General features: G+C 66.0%; 22 protein-coding genes and 1 pseudogene. 20 read left to right on the plus strand and 3 right to left on the minus strand.

Translation table 11 applies throughout. The features are described 5' to 3' along the window. Positions 1-37: 37 nt before the first annotated feature. Entirely contained in the window at positions 38-1,888 is a 1,851-nt protein-coding gene (gene ilvD / locus C666_RS00860) for a dihydroxy-acid dehydratase (protein ID WP_004332533.1), read from the minus strand. Between the two features lie 97 nt (positions 1,889-1,985). Between ilvD and C666_RS00865 the strand changes: the two genes are divergently transcribed. From C666_RS00865 to C666_RS00945, 19 genes and pseudogenes are all read left to right on the plus strand, one after another. Further along, positions 1,986-2,696, plus strand: coding sequence for a YceH family protein (locus tag C666_RS00865; RefSeq protein WP_004332535.1), 711 nt, complete (start codon positions 1,986-1,988; stop codon positions 2,694-2,696). 60 nt (positions 2,697-2,756) lie between these two features. After that, positions 2,757-3,545, plus strand: coding sequence for a prolipoprotein diacylglyceryl transferase (gene lgt / locus C666_RS00870; RefSeq protein ID WP_004332537.1), 789 nt, complete (start codon positions 2,757-2,759; stop codon positions 3,543-3,545). Positions 3,546-3,689: 144 nt separating this feature from the next. Next, positions 3,690-5,072 carry a malonyl-CoA decarboxylase gene (locus tag C666_RS00875; RefSeq protein WP_028792116.1) on the plus strand — a complete coding sequence of 461 codons (1,383 nt, stop codon included), beginning with the start codon at positions 3,690-3,692 and terminating at the stop codon, positions 5,070-5,072. Positions 5,073-5,100: 28 nt separating this feature from the next. After that, positions 5,101-7,589, plus strand: a pseudogene (locus C666_RS00880) (EAL domain-containing protein). Continuing rightward, entirely contained in the window at positions 7,586-8,782 is a 1,197-nt protein-coding gene (locus C666_RS00885; RefSeq protein ID WP_004332543.1) for a porin, read from the plus strand. Before C666_RS00880 ends, C666_RS00885 begins: the two are co-directional and overlap by 4 nt. Next, complete coding sequence (locus C666_RS00890) at positions 8,769-9,218, plus strand: hypothetical protein (RefSeq protein ID WP_004332545.1); 450 nt, start codon at positions 8,769-8,771, stop codon at positions 9,216-9,218. The genes C666_RS00885 and C666_RS00890 overlap by 14 nt, the downstream gene beginning before the upstream one ends. Positions 9,219-9,308: 90 nt before the next feature. Beyond that, positions 9,309-10,334, plus strand: coding sequence for a methionine ABC transporter ATP-binding protein (locus tag C666_RS00895; RefSeq protein WP_004332546.1), 1,026 nt, complete (start codon positions 9,309-9,311; stop codon positions 10,332-10,334). Next, on the plus strand, positions 10,334-10,993 hold the full coding sequence (locus tag C666_RS00900) for a methionine ABC transporter permease (protein ID WP_028792115.1): 660 nt from the start codon (positions 10,334-10,336) through the stop codon (positions 10,991-10,993). The genes C666_RS00895 and C666_RS00900 overlap by 1 nt, the downstream gene beginning before the upstream one ends. A 22-nt stretch (positions 10,994-11,015) precedes the next feature. After that, on the plus strand, positions 11,016-11,810 hold the full coding sequence (locus C666_RS00905) for a MetQ/NlpA family ABC transporter substrate-binding protein (RefSeq protein ID WP_004332550.1): 795 nt from the start codon (positions 11,016-11,018) through the stop codon (positions 11,808-11,810). Positions 11,811-12,073: 263 nt separating this feature from the next. Then, on the plus strand, positions 12,074-12,910 hold the full coding sequence (gene cysT / locus C666_RS00910) for a sulfate ABC transporter permease subunit CysT (RefSeq protein ID WP_004332552.1): 837 nt from the start codon (positions 12,074-12,076) through the stop codon (positions 12,908-12,910). Continuing rightward, positions 12,910-13,809 carry a sulfate ABC transporter permease subunit CysW gene (gene cysW, locus C666_RS00915; protein ID WP_004332554.1) on the plus strand — a complete coding sequence of 300 codons (900 nt, stop codon included), beginning with the start codon at positions 12,910-12,912 and terminating at the stop codon, positions 13,807-13,809. Before cysT ends, cysW begins: the two co-directional genes overlap by 1 nt. Next, positions 13,806-14,900 (plus strand): sulfate/molybdate ABC transporter ATP-binding protein, encoded by a 1,095-nt coding sequence (locus C666_RS00920; protein ID WP_004332556.1) that lies wholly within the window; start codon positions 13,806-13,808, stop codon positions 14,898-14,900. Before cysW ends, C666_RS00920 begins: the two co-directional genes overlap by 4 nt. Next, positions 14,897-15,826: a CysB family HTH-type transcriptional regulator gene (locus tag C666_RS00925; RefSeq protein ID WP_004332558.1), complete on the plus strand. Its 930-nt coding sequence runs from the start codon at positions 14,897-14,899 to the stop codon at positions 15,824-15,826. Before C666_RS00920 ends, C666_RS00925 begins: the two co-directional genes overlap by 4 nt. A 423-nt stretch (positions 15,827-16,249) precedes the next feature. After that, entirely contained in the window at positions 16,250-16,390 is a 141-nt protein-coding gene (locus C666_RS19460) for a hemin uptake protein HemP (protein ID WP_245603909.1), read from the plus strand. A gap of 41 nt (positions 16,391-16,431) precedes the next feature. Beyond that, entirely contained in the window at positions 16,432-16,671 is a 240-nt protein-coding gene (locus tag C666_RS19465) for a (2Fe-2S)-binding protein (protein WP_081593349.1), read from the plus strand. Then, the gene (gene bfr, locus C666_RS00930) at positions 16,668-17,147 is read left to right on the plus strand and encodes a bacterioferritin (protein WP_004332563.1); all 480 of its coding nucleotides are present in this window, start codon (positions 16,668-16,670) and stop codon (positions 17,145-17,147) included. Before C666_RS19465 ends, bfr begins: the two co-directional genes overlap by 4 nt. Positions 17,148-17,208: 61 nt before the next feature. After that, on the plus strand, positions 17,209-18,048 hold the full coding sequence (locus C666_RS00935; RefSeq protein ID WP_004332565.1) for an energy transducer TonB: 840 nt from the start codon (positions 17,209-17,211) through the stop codon (positions 18,046-18,048). Between the two features lie 3 nt (positions 18,049-18,051). Next, a complete protein-coding gene (locus C666_RS00940) occupies positions 18,052-18,810 on the plus strand; it encodes a MotA/TolQ/ExbB proton channel family protein (protein WP_004332567.1) in 759 nt (252 codons plus the stop codon). Continuing rightward, on the plus strand, positions 18,810-19,259 hold the full coding sequence (locus C666_RS00945) for an ExbD/TolR family protein (RefSeq protein ID WP_004332569.1): 450 nt from the start codon (positions 18,810-18,812) through the stop codon (positions 19,257-19,259). Before C666_RS00940 ends, C666_RS00945 begins: the two co-directional genes overlap by 1 nt. Positions 19,260-19,326: 67 nt before the next feature. Here the strand turns inward: C666_RS00945 and C666_RS00950 are convergent, their stop codons facing one another. Further along, entirely contained in the window at positions 19,327-19,743 is a 417-nt protein-coding gene (locus C666_RS00950) for a Fur family transcriptional regulator (RefSeq protein WP_004332570.1), read from the minus strand. Between the two features lie 158 nt (positions 19,744-19,901). Then, positions 19,902-20,897 (minus strand): cytochrome-c peroxidase, encoded by a 996-nt coding sequence (locus C666_RS00955; protein ID WP_004332572.1) that lies wholly within the window; start codon positions 20,895-20,897, stop codon positions 19,902-19,904. 265 nt (positions 20,898-21,162) lie between these two features. Here C666_RS00955 and C666_RS00960 point away from each other — a divergent pair. After that, positions 21,163-22,281 (plus strand): efflux RND transporter periplasmic adaptor subunit (locus C666_RS00960; RefSeq protein ID WP_004332574.1); only part of this gene is annotated, 1,119 nt, incomplete at its 3' end.

Raw genomic sequence — 22,281 nt, forward strand, 5'->3', positions numbered from 1 at the left:
GGCGCCGATCGTAGAACAGTGGGTCGGGAACGGTCAATCAGCGTTGGACCTGGGTCACGTCGCGCACGGCGCCGGTATCGGCCGACGTCGTCAGCGCCGCATAGGCCTGCAGCGCCGCCGACACTACGCGCTGGCGGCTGGCCGGCTTCCAGGCCGCGCTGCCCTTCGCCTCCATCGCCGCGCGGCGGGCGGCCAGTTCGGCATCGGAAATCGCCAGGTGGATACGGCGCCCGGGGATGTCGATCTCGATCGTGTCGCCGTCCTCGACCAGCGCGATCGCGCCGCCGCAGGCCGCCTCGGGCGAGGCGTGGCCGATCGACAGGCCGGAGGTTCCGCCGGAAAAGCGGCCGTCGGTGAGCAGCGCGCATTCCTTGCCGAGCCCGCGGCTCTTCAGATACGAGGTCGGATACAGCATCTCCTGCATGCCGGGGCCGCCCTTCGGCCCTTCGTAGCGGATGATGACCACGTCGCCGGCCTGCACCCGTTCGCCGAGGATGCCATCGACGGCGTCTTCCTGGCTCTCATACACCCGCGCCGTGCCGGTGAATCTCCAGATCGACTCGTCCACGCCGGCCGTCTTCACGATGCAGCCCTTTTCGGCGATGTTGCCGTACAGCACGGCGAGACCGCCGTCGGCGGTGAAGGCATGCTCCTTGCTACGGATCACGCCGTGCTCGCGGTCGCTGTCGAGTTCGTTCCAGCGCCGGTTCTGGCTGAACGCGACCTGGGTCGGCACGCCGCCCGGCGCCGCGCGGAAGAAGGTGTGCACCGCCTCGTCCGTGGTGCGCGTGATGTCCCACTTGTCCAGGGCCTCGGCCATCGAGGCGCTGTGCACCGTCGGCACATCGGTATGCAGCAGGCCGGCGCGGTCGAGCTGGCCGAGAATGGACATGATGCCGCCGGCACGATGAACATCCTCGATATGCACGTCCGGCACCGCCGGTGCGACCTTGGAGAGGCAAGGCACGCGGCGGCTGATGCGGTCGATGTCCTGCATCGTGAAATCGACCCCGGCCTCGCGCGCGGCCGCCAGCAGGTGCAACACGGTATTGGTCGACCCGCCCATCGCCACGTCCAGGCTGATCGCGTTCTCGAAGGCCTTGAAACTGGCGATCGAACGCGGCAGCGCCGAGACGTCGTCCTGCTCGTAGTAGCGGCGCGCAAGGGCGACGATGCTGCGGCCGGCCTCCTTGAACAGCCGTTCGCGGTCGGCGTGGGTGGCGAGCGTGGTGCCGTTGCCCGGCAGCGACAGGCCGAGCGCCTCGGTGAGGCAGTTCATCGAGTTGGCGGTGAACATGCCCGAGCACGAACCGCAGGTCGGACAGGCCGAGCGCTCGATCGCATCCACCTCTTCATCCGAACAGCTCTTGTCCGCGGCCTTGACCATCGCATCGACCAGATCGAGCGAGATGACCTTGGCTTCCCACTTGACCTTGCCCGCCTCCATCGGCCCGCCGGAGACGAATATCACCGGGATGTTGAGGCGCAGCGCGGCCATCAGCATGCCCGGGGTGATCTTGTCGCAGTTCGAGATGCACACCAGCGCGTCGGCGGTGTGGGCATTGCACATGTATTCGACGCTGTCGGCGATGAGGTCGCGGCTGGGCAGCGAGTACAGCATGCCGCCGTGGCCCATGGCGATGCCGTCATCGACGGCGATGGTGTTGAATTCCTTGGCGACGCCGCCCGCGGCCTCGATCTCGCGCGCGACGAGCTGGCCCATGTCCTTCAGGTGCACGTGGCCGGGCACGAACTGGGTGAAGCTGTTGGCGATGGCGATGATCGGCTTTTCGAAATCGCCGTCCTTCATGCCGGTAGCGCGCCACAGGGCGCGGGCACCCGCCATGTTGCGGCCGGCGGTGGATGTGCGGGAACGGTACTGGGGCATGGGGGCGCTCCGGAAACTCTGCAGTAAAGCGCGTGATTCTAACGCGCGCAACGAAGCATGCGTATCATCCCGGCTCTCGCCTTTCGCAGGAGTCGCCATGCAGGAGCCCGCCATCGCCCCCGTCGCCGCCAACACCGACTCGTCCGCAGCCGAGGCAGGCTTCGACCTCGACGCCGCCGAGGTCCGCGTCCTCGGCATCCTGATCGAGAAGGCCTTCATCACCCCCGACGCCTATCCGCTGTCGGTCAACGCCATCGTCACCGGCTGCAATCAACTGACCGCGCGCGAGCCGGTGATGCATTTGTCCGAAGCGGAAGTCCAGGCCGCGATCGACAGCCTGATCGGGCGGCGGCTTGCCGCCAAGCGCGACCAGCCCAGCGCGCGCGTCGCCAAGTACGAACACCTCGTGCGCCTGCGCCATTCGCTGCCACCGCCCGAGCAGGCCGTGCTGGCGACGCTGATGCTGCGCGGCGCGCAGACCGCGGGCGAACTGCGCCAGCGCTGCGAGCGCCTGCATCGCTTCGACGACATCGCGGCGGTGGATGCGGTGCTGGAGCATCTGGCGGAGAAATACCCTCCGCTCGCGACGCCGCTGCCGCGCGCGCCCGGCACCAAGGAAACGCGCCACGCCCATCTGCTCGGCGGCCAGGCCGCGGTCGAGGAAATGGCCGAAAGCCAGCAGGCCGGCAGCGGCGGCGCGGGCGGACGCGGGCGGATTGCGGAACTCGAGGACGAAATTCGCCGTCTGCGTGAGGACTTCGACGCCCTGCGGGGCGAATTCGACACCTTCCGCCAGCAGTTCGACTGATCCCGCCCGGCTGGTTTCGTCCGGCGGACGCCTTCCAGCCTCCCCTCCCAGGCCACGCCCATGCTGACCCACCCGCAGTTCGACCCCATCGCCTTCTCCCTCGGCCCGCTTTCGGTGCGCTGGTACGGGTTGATGTATCTGATCGCCTTCACGCTCTTCATCGTGCTCGGGCGCCTGCACGCGCGCCGCCGCCCGGAACTGGGCTGGAACGCGCAGATGCTGGACGACCTGCTGATGTATGGCGTGCTCGGCGTCATCATCGGCGGCCGCCTCGGCGAGGTGATGTTCTTCCAGCCCGGCTATTACCTGCAGCATCCGGCCGAGATCCTGGCGATCTGGAAAGGCGGCATGAGCTTCCACGGCGGCTTCCTCGGCGTGCTGGCCGCCATGTGGCTCTACGCCCGCCGCCATGGCAAGTCCTTCTGGCAGGTGACGGACTTCATCGCCCCGCTGGTTCCGACCGGCCTCGCCGCCGGACGCATCGGCAATTTCATCAACGGCGAGCTGTGGGGACGCCCGGTGGACGGCGAACTGCCGTGGGCGATGGTCTTTCCCTGGGTGGACGCGCTGCCGCGCCACCCGTCCCAGCTCTACCAGGCGCTTGGCGAAGGCGTGCTGCTGTTCGCGGTCCTGTGGTGGTACTCGGCCAGTCCGCGCCCGCTGCGCGCGGTATCGGCCGTGTTCCTGATCGGCTACGGCAGCCTTCGCTTCGCCGCGGAGTTCTTCCGCACGCCGGACCCCGGCATCTTCGGCACGCTGTCGCTGGGGCTGTCGACGGCACAATGGCTTTGCCTACCGATGATCCTCGCCGGCGCCGCGCTGCTGGCACTGAACCGCCGGCACGCATAGGACATTCCTCACGCGCGAGACGGGACCCGCCGGAGCAAATGCCCCGGGCTGTGACATACTTCCTTACCAATTGGACCAATTCGCCTGGTCGCAAGCGCTCAGACGTTATGATTGCGTGTTCACGCATAACGATTCGGGGACAAGATGGCAGGGAACGGACTCGTATCGCGCAGCTTGTCGCGAATGCGGCAACTGATGGGCAGCCGCAGCGAGCGTCAGGTGGAGCCTACCGAACGCGGCCTGGAGAAGATCCGCAGCCAGCTCCAGGAATGCGCCGAGGGCCGCGGCGGAGAAATCTCGACGCGCCAGCGCGCCGCGCGCCTGGCCGAGGCCTATCTCCGCCTCGACGACAGCGGACGCAGGGCCATTCTGCGCATGATTGCGCTCGAGTTCGGGCCGGACCCCGTCCGGGTCGAGGCCGCGCACCAGGCTTACCAGGCCGCGGTGGGCACCCCCGCGCAGTGGGATGCCGAGGCACAGTTGCGCACGGCAATGCGCTCGAGCCGGCTGCGCATCCTGACCCAGTTCAACGCCATTCCGCAGGGCGTCAAGTTCCTCGTCGACCTGCGCGCCGACCTGCTTCGCTTCGTCGCCGACGACCCGCAGCTGAAGCCGCTCGACCGTGAGCTCGAGGCCCGGCTGTCGGCCTGGTTCGACGTCGGCTTCCTCGAACTGCAGCGCATCACCTGGGCCTCTCCCGCCGCATTGCTCGAAAAGCTGGTGAAGTACGAGGCGGTGCACGAAATCCGCTCGTGGGACGATCTCAAGAACCGGCTCGACTCGGACCGCCGCTGCTACGCCTTCTTCCATCCGCGCATGCCGCTCGAGCCGCTGATCTTCGTCCAGGTCGCCCTGCTGGAAGATCTCGCCGACGATGTCCAGCGCCTGCTCGACATCGAGGCGCCGCTGGCCGACGCGAGCAAGGCCACCACCGCGATCTTCTACTCGATCAGCGCGACGCAGACCGGCCTGCGCGGCGTATCCTTCGGCAACTTCCTGCTCAAGCGCGTGGTCGAGGACCTGCAACGCGACTTCCCCCGGCTGAACACCTTCGCCACCCTGTCGCCCATTCCCGGCCTGGTTCGCTGGGTCCAGCGCAACCCGCAGGAACTGGCGCAAGCCATTTTCCCGGCAGACTGGAAGCGCCTCGCCGCCGCCGGCATCGAGGGGCCGGACTCCGCGCTGTTCGCGGAGCTGATGGAGGGCAAGGACGCCTGGACGTCCGACCCCCAGCTCGCGCGTACCCTGCACGACCCCCTGCTTCGCGTCGCCGCCCGCTACCTGCTGCATGCGAACCGCGACGGCAAGCCGGCCGACACCGTGGCACGCTTCCATCTCGGCAATGGCGCACGCGTCGAACGCCTGAACTGGCAGGCCGACACCTCGCCCAAAGGACTCGCGCAGTCATGGGGCCTCATGGTCAACTATCTGTACGACCCCGACCGCATCGAAGCCAATCTGGAAGCCTTTGCCGGAGAAGGGCGCATCGACGCCTCGGCCACAGTCAAGCGCCAGGCAAGGCGCTGAGCCCACCAGCCCTCACGCTTCGTTTCCCATCACGCCGGCCTCACTGCCCGGCGCCACCGGACGATCTCGATGTTCCTCCGCTTTCGACACGCTTCGATCCGCTTCCGCCTGCTGCTGGCAAGCACCACGGTACAAGTGGTGCTGCTGAGCCTGCTGCTGGCCAACAGCGTGCGCCTGATGAACAACGCAGCATCGGCGAGCCTGGACACCACCATCAGCCAGAACTCGAGCATGCTGCACGCCATGGCCACCACCTACGGCGAACAGCAGCGCTACGGAGAGCTGCAGGACATCCTCGGCGAACTGCTGCTCGGCGCCAGCGAAGGCCTGGTCTATGTCCGCATCATCTCGCCCGACCGCACGCCGCTGGTCAGCGCCGGCCGGCCCGACATCGAGACGCTGCCCGAACCCACGGTGATCCGCACCGGCTTCTTCGAAGGCGTGCTGGGCAACGAAATCGTGCATGTGCGCCATCCCCTGCTGCTGCCGCGCAATGAGGTGGGCCTGCTGCAGTTCGGCGTGTCGGTGTCCGGCCTCGCCGCAGCCCGCCGCGCGATCACCGAGCAAGGCCTGGCGATCGCACTGTCCGAGATCGTGCTGACCTTCCTGCTGCTGTCGACGATCGGCTACCTGCTCACCCGCAACCTGGGGCAACTGCTCGCCGGCAGCAAGGCCATCGCGGACGGGCACCTCGAACACCGCGTTCCCTCCCGCGGCCACGACGAGCTGTCGGTCATCTCCCGCCACTTCAACATCATGGCGGCGACGCTGCAGCGGCGCGTCGCGGAGCTGCAGGACACCGCGACACGGCTCAAGATCAGCGAAGAGCGCCACTCGCTCGCGTTGCGCGGCGCAAACGACGGGCTGTGGGACTGGGACATTCCCGCCGGCACGGCCTATTATTCGGATCGTTTCTGCGAAATCCTCGACCTGCCGCCGGGCGGGCTCATTGCCTCCCCCGAGGCCTTCCTCGACTACATCCACCCCGAGGAGCTACCCGAATACCGCGAGCGCATGATCGAGCACCTCAAGGGCGAGAGCGCGCAGTTCATGATGGAACACCGCGTCCGGTTACCCGACGGCAACTACCGCTGGGTCCTGACCCGCGGTGTCGCGCGCCACAACGGCACACCGCAGATCTCGCGCATGGCCGGCTCCATCAGCGACATCGACATCCGCAAGCGCGCAGAAGAGCAACTGATCCACGACGCGCTGCACGACGGGCTGACCGGCCTCCCGAACCGGGCACTGTTCATCGAGCACGTCAACCACGCCCTTGCCCAGCGCCGGCGCGACAGCGATGACATGGTCGCGGTCGTCGCCATCAACCTCGAGCGCTTCAGCCTCGTCAATGACAGCTACGGTCACGCCGTCGGCGACGAACTGCTGCGCCGCGTCGCCGCCCACATCAAGGCCGCAATGCGCGAGGGCGACGTCGCCGCGCGCGTGGGCGGCGACCAGTTCGCGGTGCTGCTGAACGACTTGTCGAATTCGGCCGATGCGCTGCGGATCTGCGAAACACTCGTTGCCCTGCCCTCGTTCTCCGCGCCGACGGCCGACCGCATCCTGCACCCGCGCTGCAGGATCGGCATCGCACTGAGCGACGCCGGGGACGAAGATGCGCAAGCCCTGCTGCGCGATGCCGACAACGCCCTGCACAAGGCCCGCCAGAGCGAGACTTCACCGATCGAGTTCTTCCACGCCTCGATGCACACCCACGCCGTCCGTGCCCTGCAGCTCGAATCCGACCTGCGCTGGGCGCTCGCCCATGGGGGGCTGGCGGTCCACTACCAACCGATCGTCGCGCTGTCGGACCACCGCACGGCAAGCTTCGAGGCGCTGGTGCGCTGGCCGCACCCGACACACGGGCTTCTGTCGCCATCCGAATTCATCCCCCTGGCCGAGACCCTGGACCTGATCCACGATCTCGGCATGGAAGTGCTGCGCATCGCCTGCGCCGACATGCGCAACTGGAAGAACCGCCCCGAAAGCCTGCGCGCGCGCGTCAGCGTCAACCTTTCCGCACGGCAACTGGCCCGCCCGACGCTCGCCACGGAGCTGCTCGCGGTCATCGACCGCAACGGCCTGCCCCACGAACTGATCCGCTTCGAAGTCACGGAGAGCCTGCTCGCCCGCCCCGACGGCCCCGCGACGCGCAGCCTGCAGGAGTTGCGCAGCGCCGGCATCGAGATTCTGATCGACGACTTCGGCACCGGCTTCTCCACGCTGAGCTACCTGCATACGATGCCTTGCGACTCGGTCAAGCTCGACGGCTCGTTCGTCCGTTCGATCACCGAGGACCGCCGCCTGCAGGCCATCGTCCGGCGCAGCATCGAGCTGGCCCACGATCTCGGCATGACTGTCGTCGCCGAGTGCATCGAGGACGAACACCAGCTCGAGGTATTGCGCGAGCTCGGCTGCGACTACGGACAAGGTTTCCATTTCGCCCGTCCCCAGGACCGCGACCTGACGCTGCAATGGCTGGAACAGGAGTCGGCAAAGGCCAAGAATCGATGAAGAACAGACTGACCGCCCTTGCGATCGCCGCGGCCCTGCATGCCAGCCCGGCCGCAGCAGACATCGAAACCGCCACCTTCTCCGGCTTCGGCACCCTGGGCGCCGTGGCCACGCAGACGGACGACCTCCAGTTCCTCCGCGTGGGCATCGAAGCGCCCGGCTCCGACACGGTCAAGCTCGGCTCCGACTCGGTCCTCGGCATGCAAGGCAATTTTCGCCTCGGCGGCAGCACCGAGGCCGTTCTCCAGGTCCTGACCCGCAAGACGCCCAAGAACAACTACACACCCCGCGCCTCGCTGGCCTTCCTCAGCTTCGCGCCCGCCCCGGAATTCACGCTGCGCGCGGGGCGCCTGCGCGTGCCGGCCTTCATGCTGTCGGACTCGCTCGACATCAACTACGCACACCCCTGGGTACGCCCTCCGGTCGAGGTCTACACGCTCAACCCCTTTGCCGATCTCGACGGCATCGACCTCCTTTACCGCACCCGGATCGGGGATGTCGACCTGGAACTCCATCCCTACTTCGGACGCAGCCGCGTCGACATCACCGAATCCGGCCGGGCCTCGCTCTCGCGCCTGCGCGGCCTCAACCTCGGGCTATCCAGAGGATCGCTGACGCTCCACCTCGGCTATTCGCGTGCGCGCCTCGATCTGCGCTGGGGCGACGCCGAATTCGGCGTCCTGCAGCACGCTCTGGAGGCCCTGCCGGAAGGCCGGCACATCCTCGCCGAAATGCAGGGGAACGGCGCTTCGACCTCGTTTACGTCAGCGGGCTTCCAGTGGGACGACAACCGCTGGCAGTTGATCGGCGAATACGCCGCGCGCCGCGCCTCGGGGTTCGTCAACAGCGCCCACGGATGGCACCTGACGGTGGGGCGGCACATCGGCCCCACCACGCCTTACGTCAGGCTTGCCCGTACCCGGCAGGACGAGCCGATCGTCGGCGACGCGCTCAGCGCAGGGCTGCCGGCGGTCGAGGCCTTCAATGCGTCGCGCAACGCAAGCCAGCGCAGCATCGGCGCGGGCCTGCGCTGGGATGCGCACACCAACGCGGCGCTGAAGATCGAGCTGACGCGCACCCACGTCGACGCTGACGGATGGGGGGCCTTCTTCCCGACCGGCGACATCGCTTCCACCCGCGTCAGCGATCGCAAGATCAACACTTTGAGCATCTCGATCGATGTGGTCTTCTGATCGACACGGCGCACCCCGCCTCTGGATCGTCCTCGTCTCCATCCTGCTGGCCTTCGCCACGGGGGAGACGAGAGCAGAGCTCCTGATCGCCACGGCGCGCGACGGCGCCGTCGAGGCATTGAGCCGGGACGAAGCCGAACAGCTTTACCTGGGGCGCCGCGCGACGCTCGCCGCTCGCACCCCCCTGCTGCTGCTCGACCTTCCCCCCGGCGAGTCGCGCGACCAGTTCTACCGGCTCCTGACCGGCAAGAACCCGAGCCAGATCCGGGCCTACTGGTCGCGCATGGTATTCACCGGCCGTGCCCTGCCACCCAAGGAAGCCGCCGACGCGAGCGATGCGCGCCGGCTCCTGCTCGAGAACCCCGGCGCCATCGGCTACCTTCCGTCGCATTACGCCAACGATCCGAGCCTGCGCATCCTCCTGCACCTCGAATGAGCCGCACGGCATCGCGGGGAGCGATGGTGCCGCCAGGATCGCGTTGATACACTCCGCGTTTTCGTGCCCGACTCCGCCGCAGCAGCCTCCGTGATCAAGATCGAACGACTCAGCAAAACCTATCGCGTCGAAGGCCAGGAAGTCAGCGCGCTGGACGACATCACCCTGGAAATCGGCAAGGGCGAGGTGTTCGGCATCATCGGCCGTTCCGGCGCCGGCAAGAGCACACTGCTGCGCAGCCTGAACCTGCTCGAACGCCCGAGCACCGGCCAGGTGCTGATCGACGGCGAGGACATCACCGGCTTCGACCACAACCGCCTGCATACACTGCGCCAGCGCATCGGCATGATCTTCCAGCATTTCAACCTGCTCAGCGCCAAGACCGTGGCCGGCAACATCGACTGGCCACTGCGCTGCACCGGCAACCTGGATGCCGCCCGGCGCGCCGAACGCGTATCCGAGCTGCTGGCGCTGGTGGGGCTGAGCGAGCATGCGAACAAGTACCCCGCGCAGTTGTCCGGCGGGCAGAAGCAGCGCGTCGGTATCGCGCGGGCGCTCGCCAACCGGCCGCGCTTGCTGCTGTGCGACGAGGCGACTTCCGCGCTCGACCCCGAGACCACGCAATCCATCCTGCGCCTGCTGCTCGACATCAACCGCCGGCTCGGCCTCACGATCGTGCTGATCACGCACGAAATGCAGGTCATCCGCACGCTGTGCGACCGGGTGGCAGTCATCGACGGCGGGCGCATCGTCGAAAGCGGCAGGGTGGCCGACGTGTTCCTGCACCCGCGGCATCCGGTCACCCGCAGCATGGTGGCGCAGGGGGACCCGCTCACCGCCGCAATGCTCGACCCTGCCCATGCCTTCGCCCAGGACAAGCTGCGCGGCACGCTGGTGCGCCTGACCTATCTCGGCGACGTCACCTACCAGCCCATCCTGAGCCGCATCATGGCGGCCAGCGCGGCGCGCTTCACGATCCTGCAGGGCGAGGTATCGAGCATCAAGGACCTGCCTTTCGGCCAGTTGCTGCTCGAACTCGAAGGCGGCAACGAGGACATCCGCAAGGTGTTCGCCGAACTGGACCGGCATCGCATCCACCACGAGGTGCTGCAATGATCGACCTGTCGATGATCGAATGGGGCGACATCGCGTTCGCCACCTGGGAAACCCTGGTGATGACCGGCGTGTCGCTGTTCTTCACCATCCTGTTCGGCCTGCCGCTCGGCATCCTGCTGTTCGTCACCTCCAACGGGCAATTGCTGGAGCGGCGCGGCCTGTACCGCGTGCTGTCCTTCATCGTGAACGTGCTGCGTTCGGTCCCCTTCCTGATCCTGCTGATCGTGATGATCCCGGTGACGGTGATCCTGATCGGCACCTCGCTCGGCGTCGAAGGCGCGATTCCGCCGCTGGTGGTGGCCACTGCGCCCTTTTTCGCCCGCCTGGTGGAGAATGTGCTGCGCGAGATCGACCGCGGCATCATCGAGGCCTGCCAGTCCATGGGCATCCGCACCCACCGCATCATCTTCGGCGCCCTGCTCCCCGAGGCCCTGCCCGGGCTCATCGCCGCGACGACGGTCACCGCGATCACCTTGATATCCTACGCGGCGATGTCCGGCGTGATCGGCGGCGGCGGCCTGGGCGACCTCGCCATCCGCTTCGGCTACCAGCGCTTCCAGACCGAAGTGATGGTGATCACCGTCGCGCTGCTGGTGGTGCTGGTGCAACTCATCCAGCACGCGGGCGATCGCCTCGTGCTGCACTTCACCCGTAAATGACGCATCAACCCAGGAACCCATCATGAACCTCACGCTTCGCAAACTGCTGTGCGCCGCCCTCGGCACCCTTGCCTTCACCACCGCCGCGCATGCCGCGGACAAGCTGGTCATCGCCGCCACCCCCGTGCCGCACGCCGAACTGCTCGAATTCGTCAAACCCGGGCTGGCCAAAGAAGGCGTGGAACTCGAGATCAAGGTCTTCACCGACTACGTGCAGCCCTCCATGCAGACCAACGAGAAACGCGTGGACGGCAACTTCTTCCTGCACCAGCCCTACCTGGATGAATTCAAGAAGAAGCAAAAGAACGACATCCAGACCGTCGTCGCGAAAATCCACGTCGAACCCTTCGCCGGCTACTCGTCCAAGCACAAGAGCATTGCCGACCTGCCCGACGGCGGCACCGTCGCCCTGCCCAACGATCCCTCCAATTCCGGCCGCGCCTTGCTGCTGCTGGCCAGGCAGGGGCTGATCACGCTCAAGGACCCGGCCAACGTCATCGCCACCCCCCGCGACATCGTCTCCAACCCCAAGAAGCTGAAGTTCCGCGAACTCGAAGCCGCCACGCTGCCGCGCGTCCTGGGCCAGGTCGACCTCGCCCTGATCAACACCAACTACGCGATCCAGGCCAAGCTCAACCCGATCACCGACTCCCTCTTCATCGAGGACGCCAGCTCGCCCTACGCCAACCTGCTGGTCGGACGCGAGGACAACGCCGGCAGCCCGGCGATGAAGAAGCTGGCCGACGCGCTGACCTCGCCCGAAGTCAGGCAGTTCATCGCCGACAAGTACAAGGGTGCCGTCGTGCCGGCGTTCTGAGCATCGGGCGCCTTCTACCGCGGGGCTGCCGCGGCCCTGCATCGTCGCGGCAGCCTAAAGCACAAAACTTTATATCGAATTTCTTTTTTATTATTTTTTGATCCATCTTGGCACTTGTAGACTCCTGAGCTATCGCTTACAGGAGTCTTCATCATGCCGTTTCCGGCTTTCTCCCGGCACAGACCAGCCCGCACCGGGCACCATGCGCCGCAGTCCGCCTCCCCCGCCGAGCCAGGCCTCGGCAAGTTCCCGGTGGCGCGCTGATGTCCGCAACCAAGACCTTCCGCGTTCTGCCGGGCTTCAACCTGACGCTCGGCTACACGCTCGGCTATCTGTCGCTGATCGTGCTCATCCCGCTCGCCGCGGTATTCCTGAAAACCGCCGAGCTGAGCCTTGACGAGTTCTGGAACGTCGTCACCGCACCGCGCGTGCTGGCCTCGTACAAACTGTCGTTCGGCATGTCCCTGCTCGCCGCCGCCATCAACGCGGTATTCGGCCTGATGCTGGCCTGGGCGCTGGTGCGCTATTCCTTCCCGGGCAAGAAGCTGATCGACGCCCTGGTGGATCTGCCTTTCGCGCTGCCCACGGCGGTGGCGGGCATCTCGCTGACCGCGCTGTACGCGAAGAACGGCTGGTTCGGCCAGTACCTCGACCCACTCGGCATCCAGGTGGCCTTCAAACCGCTGGGCGTGCTGGTTGCGCTGGTGTTCATCGGCCTGCCCTTCGTCGTGCGCACGGTGCAGCCGATTCTCGAAGACCTCGACACCGAGCTCGAAGAAGCCGCCACCAGCCTCGGCGCGCGGCGCTGGCAGGCCTTCCGCCACGTCATCCTGCCGATCCTGTTCCCGGCGCTGCTCACGGGCTTCGCGCTCGCCTTCGCCCGCGCAGTGGGCGAATACGGCTCGGTGATCTTCATCGCCGGCAACATCCCGATGGTGTCCGAGATCACCCCGCTGATGATCATCACCAAGCTCGAGCAATACGACTATGCCGGCGCCACGGCCATCGCGACCGTGATGCTGCTCCTGTCCTTCATCCTGCTGCTCATCATCAACGGCCTTCAGGCATGGACGGCCAAACGTACCGGGAGGGACCGCTGATGGCCGGCGCGACCACATTGCACCTGGGCGGCGACCAGGCCACCCGCTTCGAAAGCCGCGCGGCGACGCGCGAGACGCCGCTGGTGAAGTGGCTGATCCTGGGCACCGCCCTCAGCTTCTTCACGATCTTCCTGCTGATGCCGCTGATCGCGGTGTTCATCGAGGCGCTAAGAAAGGGCTGGGAAACCTATGCCACGGCACTGATCGACCCCGACGCACTGTCGGCATTGCGCCTGACCCTGCTCGCGGCCGTCATCGCGCTGCCGCTGAACCTGGTGTTCGGCGTATGCGCGGCCTGGGCGATCGCCAAGTTCGAGTTCCGCGGCAAGCATTTCCTGATCACGCTGATCGACCTGCCGTTCTCCGTATCGCCGGTCATCGCAGGCCTGATCTACGTGCTGGTGTTCGGCGCCCAGGGCTGGTTCGGACCGTGGCTGTCGGAGCACGACGTGAAGATCATCTTCGCCGTGCCGGGCATCGTGCTCGCCACCGTATTCGTCACCTTCCCCTTCATCGCCCGCGAGCTGATCCCGCTGATGCAGGCACAGGGCAAGGAAGAAGAAGAAGCGGCGATCGTGCTCGGCGCCAACGGCCTGCAGACCTTCTGGCACGTCACCCTGCCCAACATCAAGTGGGGCCTGCTGTACGGCGTGATCCTGACCAATGCGCGGGCGATGGGCGAGTTCGGCGCGGTATCGGTCGTATCCGGCCACATCCGCGGCGAAACCAACACCCTGCCGCTGCACGTCGAGATTCTCTACAACGAATACCAGTTCGCCGCCGCCTTCGCGGTGGCCTCGCTGCTGGCCCTGCTGGCGCTGGTGACCCTGGGCATCAAGACCTGGGTCGAACACCGCGCTGCCGTGGCCTACCGCAATTCACAGGACGACGCATCATGAGCATCCAGGTACGCAACATCCAGAAGCAGTTCGGCGCCTTCACCGCACTCGACGACATCTCGCTCGACTTCCCGACCGGCGAACTGGTCGCCCTGCTCGGCCCGTCGGGCTGCGGCAAGACCACGCTGCTGCGCATCATCGCCGGGCTGGAACAGGCCGATTCCGGGCAGGTGCTGCTCGACGGAGAGGACGCCTCGGGCACCCATGTGCGCGATCGCCAGGTCGGCTTCGTGTTCCAGCACTACGCGCTGTTCCGCCACATGACCGTATTCGACAACGTCGCCTTCGGCATGCGCATGAAACCGCGCCGCGAACGGCCGTCCGAAAAGCAGATCGCGCAGAAAGTGCACGAGTTGCTGAACCTGGTCCAGCTCGACTGGCTGGCCGACCGTTTCCCGTCGCAGCTGTCCGGCGGCCAGCGCCAGCGCATCGCTCTGGCGCGCGCACTGGCGGTGGAACCGCGCGTGCTGCTGCTGGACGAACCCTTCGGCGCGCTCGACGCCAAAGTCCGCAAGGAACTCCGGCGCTGGCTGCGCAAGCTGCACGACGATCTGCACATCACCTCGATCTTCGTCACCCACGACCAGGAGGAGGCGCTGGAAGTCGCCGACCGCGTCGTGCTGATGAACCACGGCCACGTCGAACAGATCGGCACGCCGGAAGAGGTCTACCGCCACCCCGCCACGCCCTTCGTCTATGGCTTCCTCGGCGCGGTGAACTTCTTCCACGGCCGTGTGGAAGGCGACGGTCTGCGCGTCGGCGACGACCACCTCAACCACGCCGCCGGCAGCTTCGGCCAGGGAGCGGAAGTGGTCGCCTTCGCCCGTCCCCACGAGCTGGACATCGTCGTCGACGGCGCCGCGGGGCAAGGCATCGCGGCCAGGATCAGCCGCATCCTGGCGTTCGGCGTCACCGCCCGTGTCGAGCTCGATGGCCTGAACGGCGCCACCGGCCAGCATTTCGAGGTCGAACTGACGCGCGAACGTGTTTCGGAACTCTCGCTGGAGGAAGGCCAGTCGGTGCGGCTGCTGCCCTCGCGCTTGAGCATCTTCGAACAAAGCCACGCTGCAACAGCGGGAGCGGGAAAATGAACTTCCAGCAGTTGCGCATCATCCGCGAAACGGTGAGGCGCGGTTTCAACCTGACCGAGGTGGCAAACGCCTTGTTCACCTCGCAGTCGGGCGTGTCGAAGCACATCAAGGATCTCGAGGACGAACTCGGCGTCGAGCTGTTCACCCGCAAGGGCAAGCGCCTGCTCGGCCTGACCGCCCCCGGCAAGGAGCTCGTGGTGATGGTCGAGCGCATGCTGCTCGACGCCGCCAACATCAAGCGCCTGGCGGAGCAATACAGCAACGTGGATGAAGGCCAGCTCACCGTCGTCACCACGCACACCCAGGCGCGCTATGCCCTGCCGAAAGTCGTCACGGCTTTCAAGAAGGCCTTCCCGAAGGTCCACCTGAGGCTGCACCAGGGCAGCCCGGACGAAATCGTCCAGATGCTGCTCGACGGCGAAGCCGACATCGGCATCGCCACCGAAGCCCTGGCCGAGGTGCCCGAGCTTGCCACCTTTCCGTACTACGGCTGGCAGCATGCGGTGGTCGTGCCCGCGGGGCACCCTCTCGAAGCGGTGCAGCCGCTGACGCTGGAGGCGATCGCCGAGTACCCGATCATCACCTATCACGAGGGCTTTACCGGCCGCACCCGCATCGACAAGACTTTCGCCAGCGTGGGGCTCAAACCCGAAGTCGTGATGTCCGCGCTCGACGCCGACGTGATCAAGACCTATGTGGAGCTGGAACTGGGCGTGGGCATCCTCGCTTCGATGGCCTTCAGTCCGGAACGGGACCCCGGCCTGCGAAAACTCGACAGCGACGAATTGTTCACCGAGAACGTCACCCGCATCGCAATACGCCGCGGACACTATCTGCGCGGCTTCGCCTACCGCTTCATCGAGCTGTGTACCCCGGAGCTCACCGAACCCGTCATCGCGAACGCGGTCGGCGGCGCTCACACCTGATCGCCCTGCAAGCCATCCTCCGGGGAGGGCGCGGGAGGGATGCAGGCACCCTCCCGTGCCCTTTCTTTTTATGACATCGACAACTACCGGAAAGCGGGGGCGGAACACGCTCTTGACGCCCGAACCACGTCTTTGGGAACCCCGCGCGGCGACCTCGCAGAAGCATCGCCACCACACTCTCGCCGAGCTTGAATTCCTTTCATATACAGCAGCTTATAACAAGAAAAGCGCGCCTCTGCGATGCTTGTCGATGCAATCGGTATTGGCCGCGCGAATGGTCGCCTTGCGTCACGATTGACTCCTCTTCAAGAAGCGTGATGTAATGCGAATCGTTACTATTAGTACAAGCACAGAATGTATTCCCGACAGGATAAATGTCCGGCGCAAGCCGATCGGTTCGTGCCCGGCAGCCAGACACGTCCAGTGGCCTGGCCACTCCCCGCTGGAGCCCCCCTGTCCACCGATGTACTGCTCGCCGGCCGGAATGCGGTGACCATCGTGCATCTGGGGGTGCATTACGTGCTGCGTGCAACACGTTCCGGAAAGCTGATCCTGACCAAGTAAGTCGCAGGCCTTCGGGCAGAATCGAGCAGCGAGGCTAGAATATGTACGTCTGTGTGTGTAATGCCGTCACCGAGCGCCACATCGTCGCCGCAGTGCGCGAGGGCGCTACGACCCTGCGCCATCTGCGCCGGGATCTTGGCGTGACGACCGAATGCGGGCGTTGTGCGCGTTGCGCGCACGACTGTCTGCGTTCGGCGCTGGCAGAGCACACCGGCACCCCCGAAGCGAGCACCCCCGTGTTCGCCCGGCCCATATTCCCGCTTGCTCTGGAGGCCGTATGAAAGGCGACAAGAAAGTCATTCAGTACCTCAACCGTCAGCTCACCATCGAGCTGACCGCGATCAACCAGTACTTCCTGCATGCGCGCATGTACAAGAACTGGGGCTTCGACCGGCTCGGCAAGCACGAGTACGAGGAATCGATCGAGGAAATGAAACATGCGGACATGCTCATCGAGCGCGTCCTCTTCCTCGAAGGCCTGCCCAACCTGCAGAATCTCGACAAACTGCTGATCGGCGAGAACACCGCCGAATGCCTGCAGGGCGACCTCAAGCTCGAACTCGGCGGCCGCACCAATCTCATCGAAGCCATCGCGTACTGTGAGTCCTGTAAGGACTACGTCTCGCGTGAACTGTTCGAGCACATCCTCGACGACACCGAGGAACACATCGACTATCTCGAGACCCAGCTTGGCCTGATCGACAGCGTAGGGCTGCAAAACTACCTGCAATCGCAAATGGAGCCGCACGCCTCCTGACCCCAATGGACGAAATTCGCCTGACGGCATGCGCCCTGCGGGGCGCATTTTTTCCCGACCGATGACCACCGCCGCCCACGCCCTCCCGCCGTTGCCACTCTACCCGCCCCCCGATCCGCTCAAATACCGGCTCGAAACCGTCGATACGCCGGTCGAGCGCTCATGGGCAAGCCCGCACCTCTCGTGTGGCAGCAGTCCCCAGCGTGTCGGCCTGGCGACCTTCGTCGTGATTGCTCACCTGGCCGGGCTGGCGACGATCGCCCATCTGGCGAACCGTCCGACTGCAGTCCCCGAACTGACCAGTATCGCCGTCGCCCTGATCCCGGCGGAGCCGGCCATCGAGCAGACGTCTCCCGCGCCGGTCGAAACGCCGCCGCAGCCCGAACCGGTCAAGCCCGAGGTCAAGCCGCCACCACCCAAGGTCCAACCGAAGCCCAAGCCGAAACCCAAGCCCATACCCAAAGTCACCGAGTCGCCGACCGCGCTGACCCAGGAGGAAGCTGCGCCGGAAGAACCCAGCCCGCCCGAATCGGCTGAACCCACGACCGACGCACCGGCTGCGGCGGCCCCGTCGAGCCCGGCTCCCCCGGGCCCGCCCACCGGCGGCGACCAGATCACCGCTGCGCGCTTCGATGCGGCCTACCTCAACAACCCGACCCCGCCCTACCCCCCGTTGTCGCGCAGACTGCGCGAGGAAGGACAGGTCATGCTGCGCGTCCTGGTCTCGTCCGACGGCCAGCCGAGCCGCATCGAGGTGCGCACCAGCTCGGGCTCCGAACGCCTGGACCGCGCCGCAGAACAAGCGGTTGCCCGCTGGCGCTTCGTACCCGCCAAACGGGGCGACACCCCGGTCGAGGCCTGGGTACTGGTACCAATCGTCTTCAAACTCACAGGAAACTGAACAATGGAAACAACGCAGGCCTTCGGGCTGGCTCATCTGTGGGCACAGTCCGATGCAGTGATCCGCGCCGTCGCACTGATACTGCTGCTGATGTCGATCATGAGCTGGTACCTGATCCTGGTACGGGGATTGCGCCAGTTGCGCACTCGCCGCCATGCCGGCGCAATCGAAGCTTTCTGGACCGCGCCGAACCTGGATGCCGGCCTGAAGCGCCTGAGCGACCAGGCGCCCGACTCGTCCTTCGAGGCCCTCGCCCAGCAGGGCGCGGCCGCTGCGCAGCATCTCCGCCGCCACCCAGCCAATGAAACCCTGGGCAGCAAGCTCGACACCGACGAAGTCATCACCCGAGCCCTGCGCAAATCTATCGCCCTGTCGACCGCCGGGTTGGAATCGGGCATGACCGTGCTGGCCTCCATCGGCTCGACCGCGCCCTTCGTGGGCCTGTTCGGCACCGTCTGGGGCATCTACCACGCGCTGGTGAACATCAGCGTATCGGGCATGGCGACCCTCGACAAGGTTGCCGGCCCCGTCGGCGAAGCGCTGATCATGACCGCGTTCGGCCTCTTCGTGGCCATCCCGGCGGTACTGGCCTACAACGCCGTCACGCGCGCCAATCGCGTCGAGCTGTCCGAACTGGACGCCTTCGCCCATGACCTGCAAGCCTGGTTCTCGACCGGTGCCCGCATCGCCCCCGTCAGCGTCCAGGCCGCCAACGACCGCTCGCCCGCCATCTCAACGGCGCCGGCCAACGGAGCTGCGTGATGGCATTCGGCGGCTTCAACAACGGGGACAGCCGTCCCCTGCAAAGCGAAATCAACATGGTGCCGCTGATCGACGTCATGCTGGTGCTGCTGATCGTGTTCATGATCACGGCGCCGCTGCTGACGCATTCGGTCAAGATCGACCTGCCGCAGGCGTCCAGCCAGCCCACGGAAGAAAAACCCGAAACCGTGTCGCTCTCGATCAACGGCGAAGGCCAGCTGTTCTGGAACAACGAGCCGCTCGACGATACTTCGCTGCCGGCGCGCCTGAAGGCGATGGCCGAGCAGAAGCCGCAGCCGGAACTGCACCTGCGGGCGGACCGTGAAACGCGTTACCAGAAGCTCGCCGAAGTCATGTCGGAGGCACGCGAGGCCGGCGTCGAGAAGATGGGCTTCATCACTTCGCCGGACAGCGGCCCCGCCGCCGAAAGCACCCCCACTGCCAACTGATCGGCATAAAGGCGCAAAAAAACCGGGCCGCGCAATGCGGCCCGGCGTCTTTCCGGAGGCAGCGCACTCAGGCGCGCCGGCTTCGCACCCGGATGATCACATCGAGCTGCTCGAGCTCGACGCCCTCGGGCAATTTCGGCACGCCGACGACGCTCAGTTCATCGGCCGCGACATCGCGCACTTCGCCCGTGTCGACGTCGTACAAGTGGTAATGCGGATCGGTGTTCGAATCGAACACCACCCGGTCCGGATCGACGATCAATTCGCGTACCAAGTTCTTCTCGCGGAACAGGCGCAGCGTGTTGTAGACCGTGGCACGCGAAGTCTCGGGAGCGCTGACGCGCACCCGCTCGAGTACCTGGTCGGCCGACAGATGCACCGGGCGCGCGAACAGCACGCGTGCAATCTCGATACGCTGCAGGGTAACCGGGACACCGACGCTGCGCAGGCAGGCGATCGCATCTTCGGTGGTATGAACGTTCATGTCTCTCTCTGGGCCCGTTCGGACCTCGCTTTTGTCTTCGGGACTATCGGAAGCATTGCCGGCTTCCGATCCAGGCGGCAGTCGCCGACCCATCCCTGAGGAAACGCCCGGCCGCTCCAATATACCGCAGGAGCCGGCCGGGCCGGTAGCGCGACGGCTTACTGCCAGGGATTCGGCTTCGGCGTGTCGTTGGACGACGGCGGCAGCAGCGGCATCACGAAGGTGGGCTGATCGCCGGTCAGCGTCTTCAGGAAGGCGACGATGTCGGAGATTTCCTGCTCGCTGTACTTACGGCCAAGCTGCAGACGCCCCATGATGTCGACGGCCTCTTCCAGGGTCTCCGCTTCGCCATCGTGGAAGTACGGATAGGTCAGTTCCACGTTGCGCAGCGTCGGCACCTTGAAGTTCATGCGATCCTCGTCCTTGCCGGTGACGCCGGCACGGCCTTCGGCCGGGTTGTTGGTCTTGTACGGCTCGAACAGACCCATCTTCTGGAACGAAGTCCCACCCACCGCCGGACCATTGTGGCAGGCCACGCAGCCGCTTTCCTTGAACAGGCCATAGCCGGCCAGCTCACGGTCGGTCAAGGCCTTGTCATCGCCCTTCAGCCACTGGTCGAACGGGGAGTTCGGCGTCACCAAGGTCTCCTCGAAGGACGCGATCGCACGGGTGATCTTGTCGATGTTGATGGCGGCAGAGCCGAACACCGCCTTGAACTCGGCCACATAGCCCGGAATCGAGCGCAGCGTATCGACCGCAAGATCGTGCGTGAAGGCCATTTCTCCCGGGTTGGCGATCGGGCCACCGGCCTGCTCCTTCAGGTCGGCGGCACGGCCGTCCCAGAACTGCGCCACGGCCAGGCTGGAATTCAGCACGGTGGGCGAGTTGATCGGGCCTTGCTGCCACTTGTCGCCAATCGAGGTCTTCAGGTTGTCGCTGCCGCCCATCGACAGGTTGTGGCAAGAATTACAGGAAATGAAGCCAGAGCGCGACAAACGCGGATCGAAGTAGAGTTTCTTGCCCAGTTCGACCATGGCCGGGTTCACGACCTTCGCCGGATCGATCGGCTGGATCGGCTCGTCGCGGCTGGTCGCGGCCCATGCGGTACCGGCCACGGCCAGCGCTGAAGCGATCGCAATTGCCTTGAGTTTCATGTTGTTCTCCTTGTGAGATTGAAAGCTGCCTTGCCGTCCATTTAGACGGCGTCTAAATTTCCGAGCCATTAAACCCAGCTCTTCACGAGCACTTATTGATTCTGGTCAAGAAACACTCACTTCAAGCAACGGCTCCGTACAACAGGCACTGCAATTCGATACAAGCCGCCGCGGCCAAGCCCCTATGCTTGGCACACTGCCGGCTCACGGCCATGCCTGACCACCGCGCCCGGCTTCCACTTCGAACCTCTGAACGACGCAAACGATGACTGCCCCCTCCCCCACGAACAAGAACCGCGCGCTGCGCACGAGCCTCGCCGTTCTCGTCCTTGCCCTCGCCGGTACAGGTGCCTGGCTGGCATGGCCCCACCTGTCCGGACGCAACGATCCCAATGCCGCCTACCAGTTCGCCACCGTGCAGCGCGGCGACGTCGAGGACGTCGTCACCGCCACCGGCACTCTGCAGCCGCGCGACTACGTCGACGTCGGCGCCCAGGTGTCCGGCCAGTTGAAGAAGATCCACGTCGAAGTCGGCTCGGTGGTCAAGGCCGGCGATCTGCTCGGCGAAATCGACTCCACCGTGTACCTCTCGAAAGTCGATGCCTCCCGCGCCCAATTGCGCAACCTGCGCGCCACCCTCAAGGACCGCGAGGCCCAGCTCGCGCTGGCGCACATCCAGCTCCGACGCCAGCAAGCCCTGATGGCGGAGGACGCCACCACCAAGGAAAGCCTGCAGACCGCCGAGGCCAGCGCCAAGTCGGCCGAGGCCTCGCTCGAAGCGCTGCGCGCGCAGATCGAGCAGAACGAATCCAGCCTGCGCGCCGACGAAGCCAACCTGCAATACTCCAGCATCCTGTCGCCGATGAACGGCACCGTGGTCTCCATCACCGCCCGCCAGGGGCAGACGCTGAACACCAACCAGTCGGCGCCGACCATCCTTCGCGTGGCCGACCTGACCACCATGACGGTGCAGACCCAGGTGTCCGAAGCCGACGTGAGCCGGCTGCGCACGGGCATGGATGCCTATTTCACCACGCTCGGCAGCCAGGGCAGGCGCTGGTACGGCAAGCTCGCCAAGGTCGAGCCGACGCCCACCGTCACCAACAACGTGGTGCTGTACAACGCGCTGTTCGACGTACCCAACGACGGCGGCGAACTGATGACGCAGATGACCGCCCAGGTCTATTTCGTCGTCGCCCAGGCGCGCGACGTGCTGCACGTGCCGATGGGCGCGCTGACCCTCGTCCGCCAGCAGCGCCCGCAGGGCGCCATGCCCGCCAGCGGAGAGCGCCGGGTGCAACGTGCCCAGGCGGGCGGCACGGAAGGCGGCTTCGGCGGGCAGGGGGGCGAGCGCCGCATGCCGCGCGCCCAAGGCAGTGAAGCC

The organism is Thauera linaloolentis 47Lol = DSM 12138 (assembly GCF_000310205.1).
Classification (GTDB): Bacteria; Pseudomonadota; Gammaproteobacteria; order Burkholderiales; family Rhodocyclaceae; genus Thauera; species Thauera linaloolentis.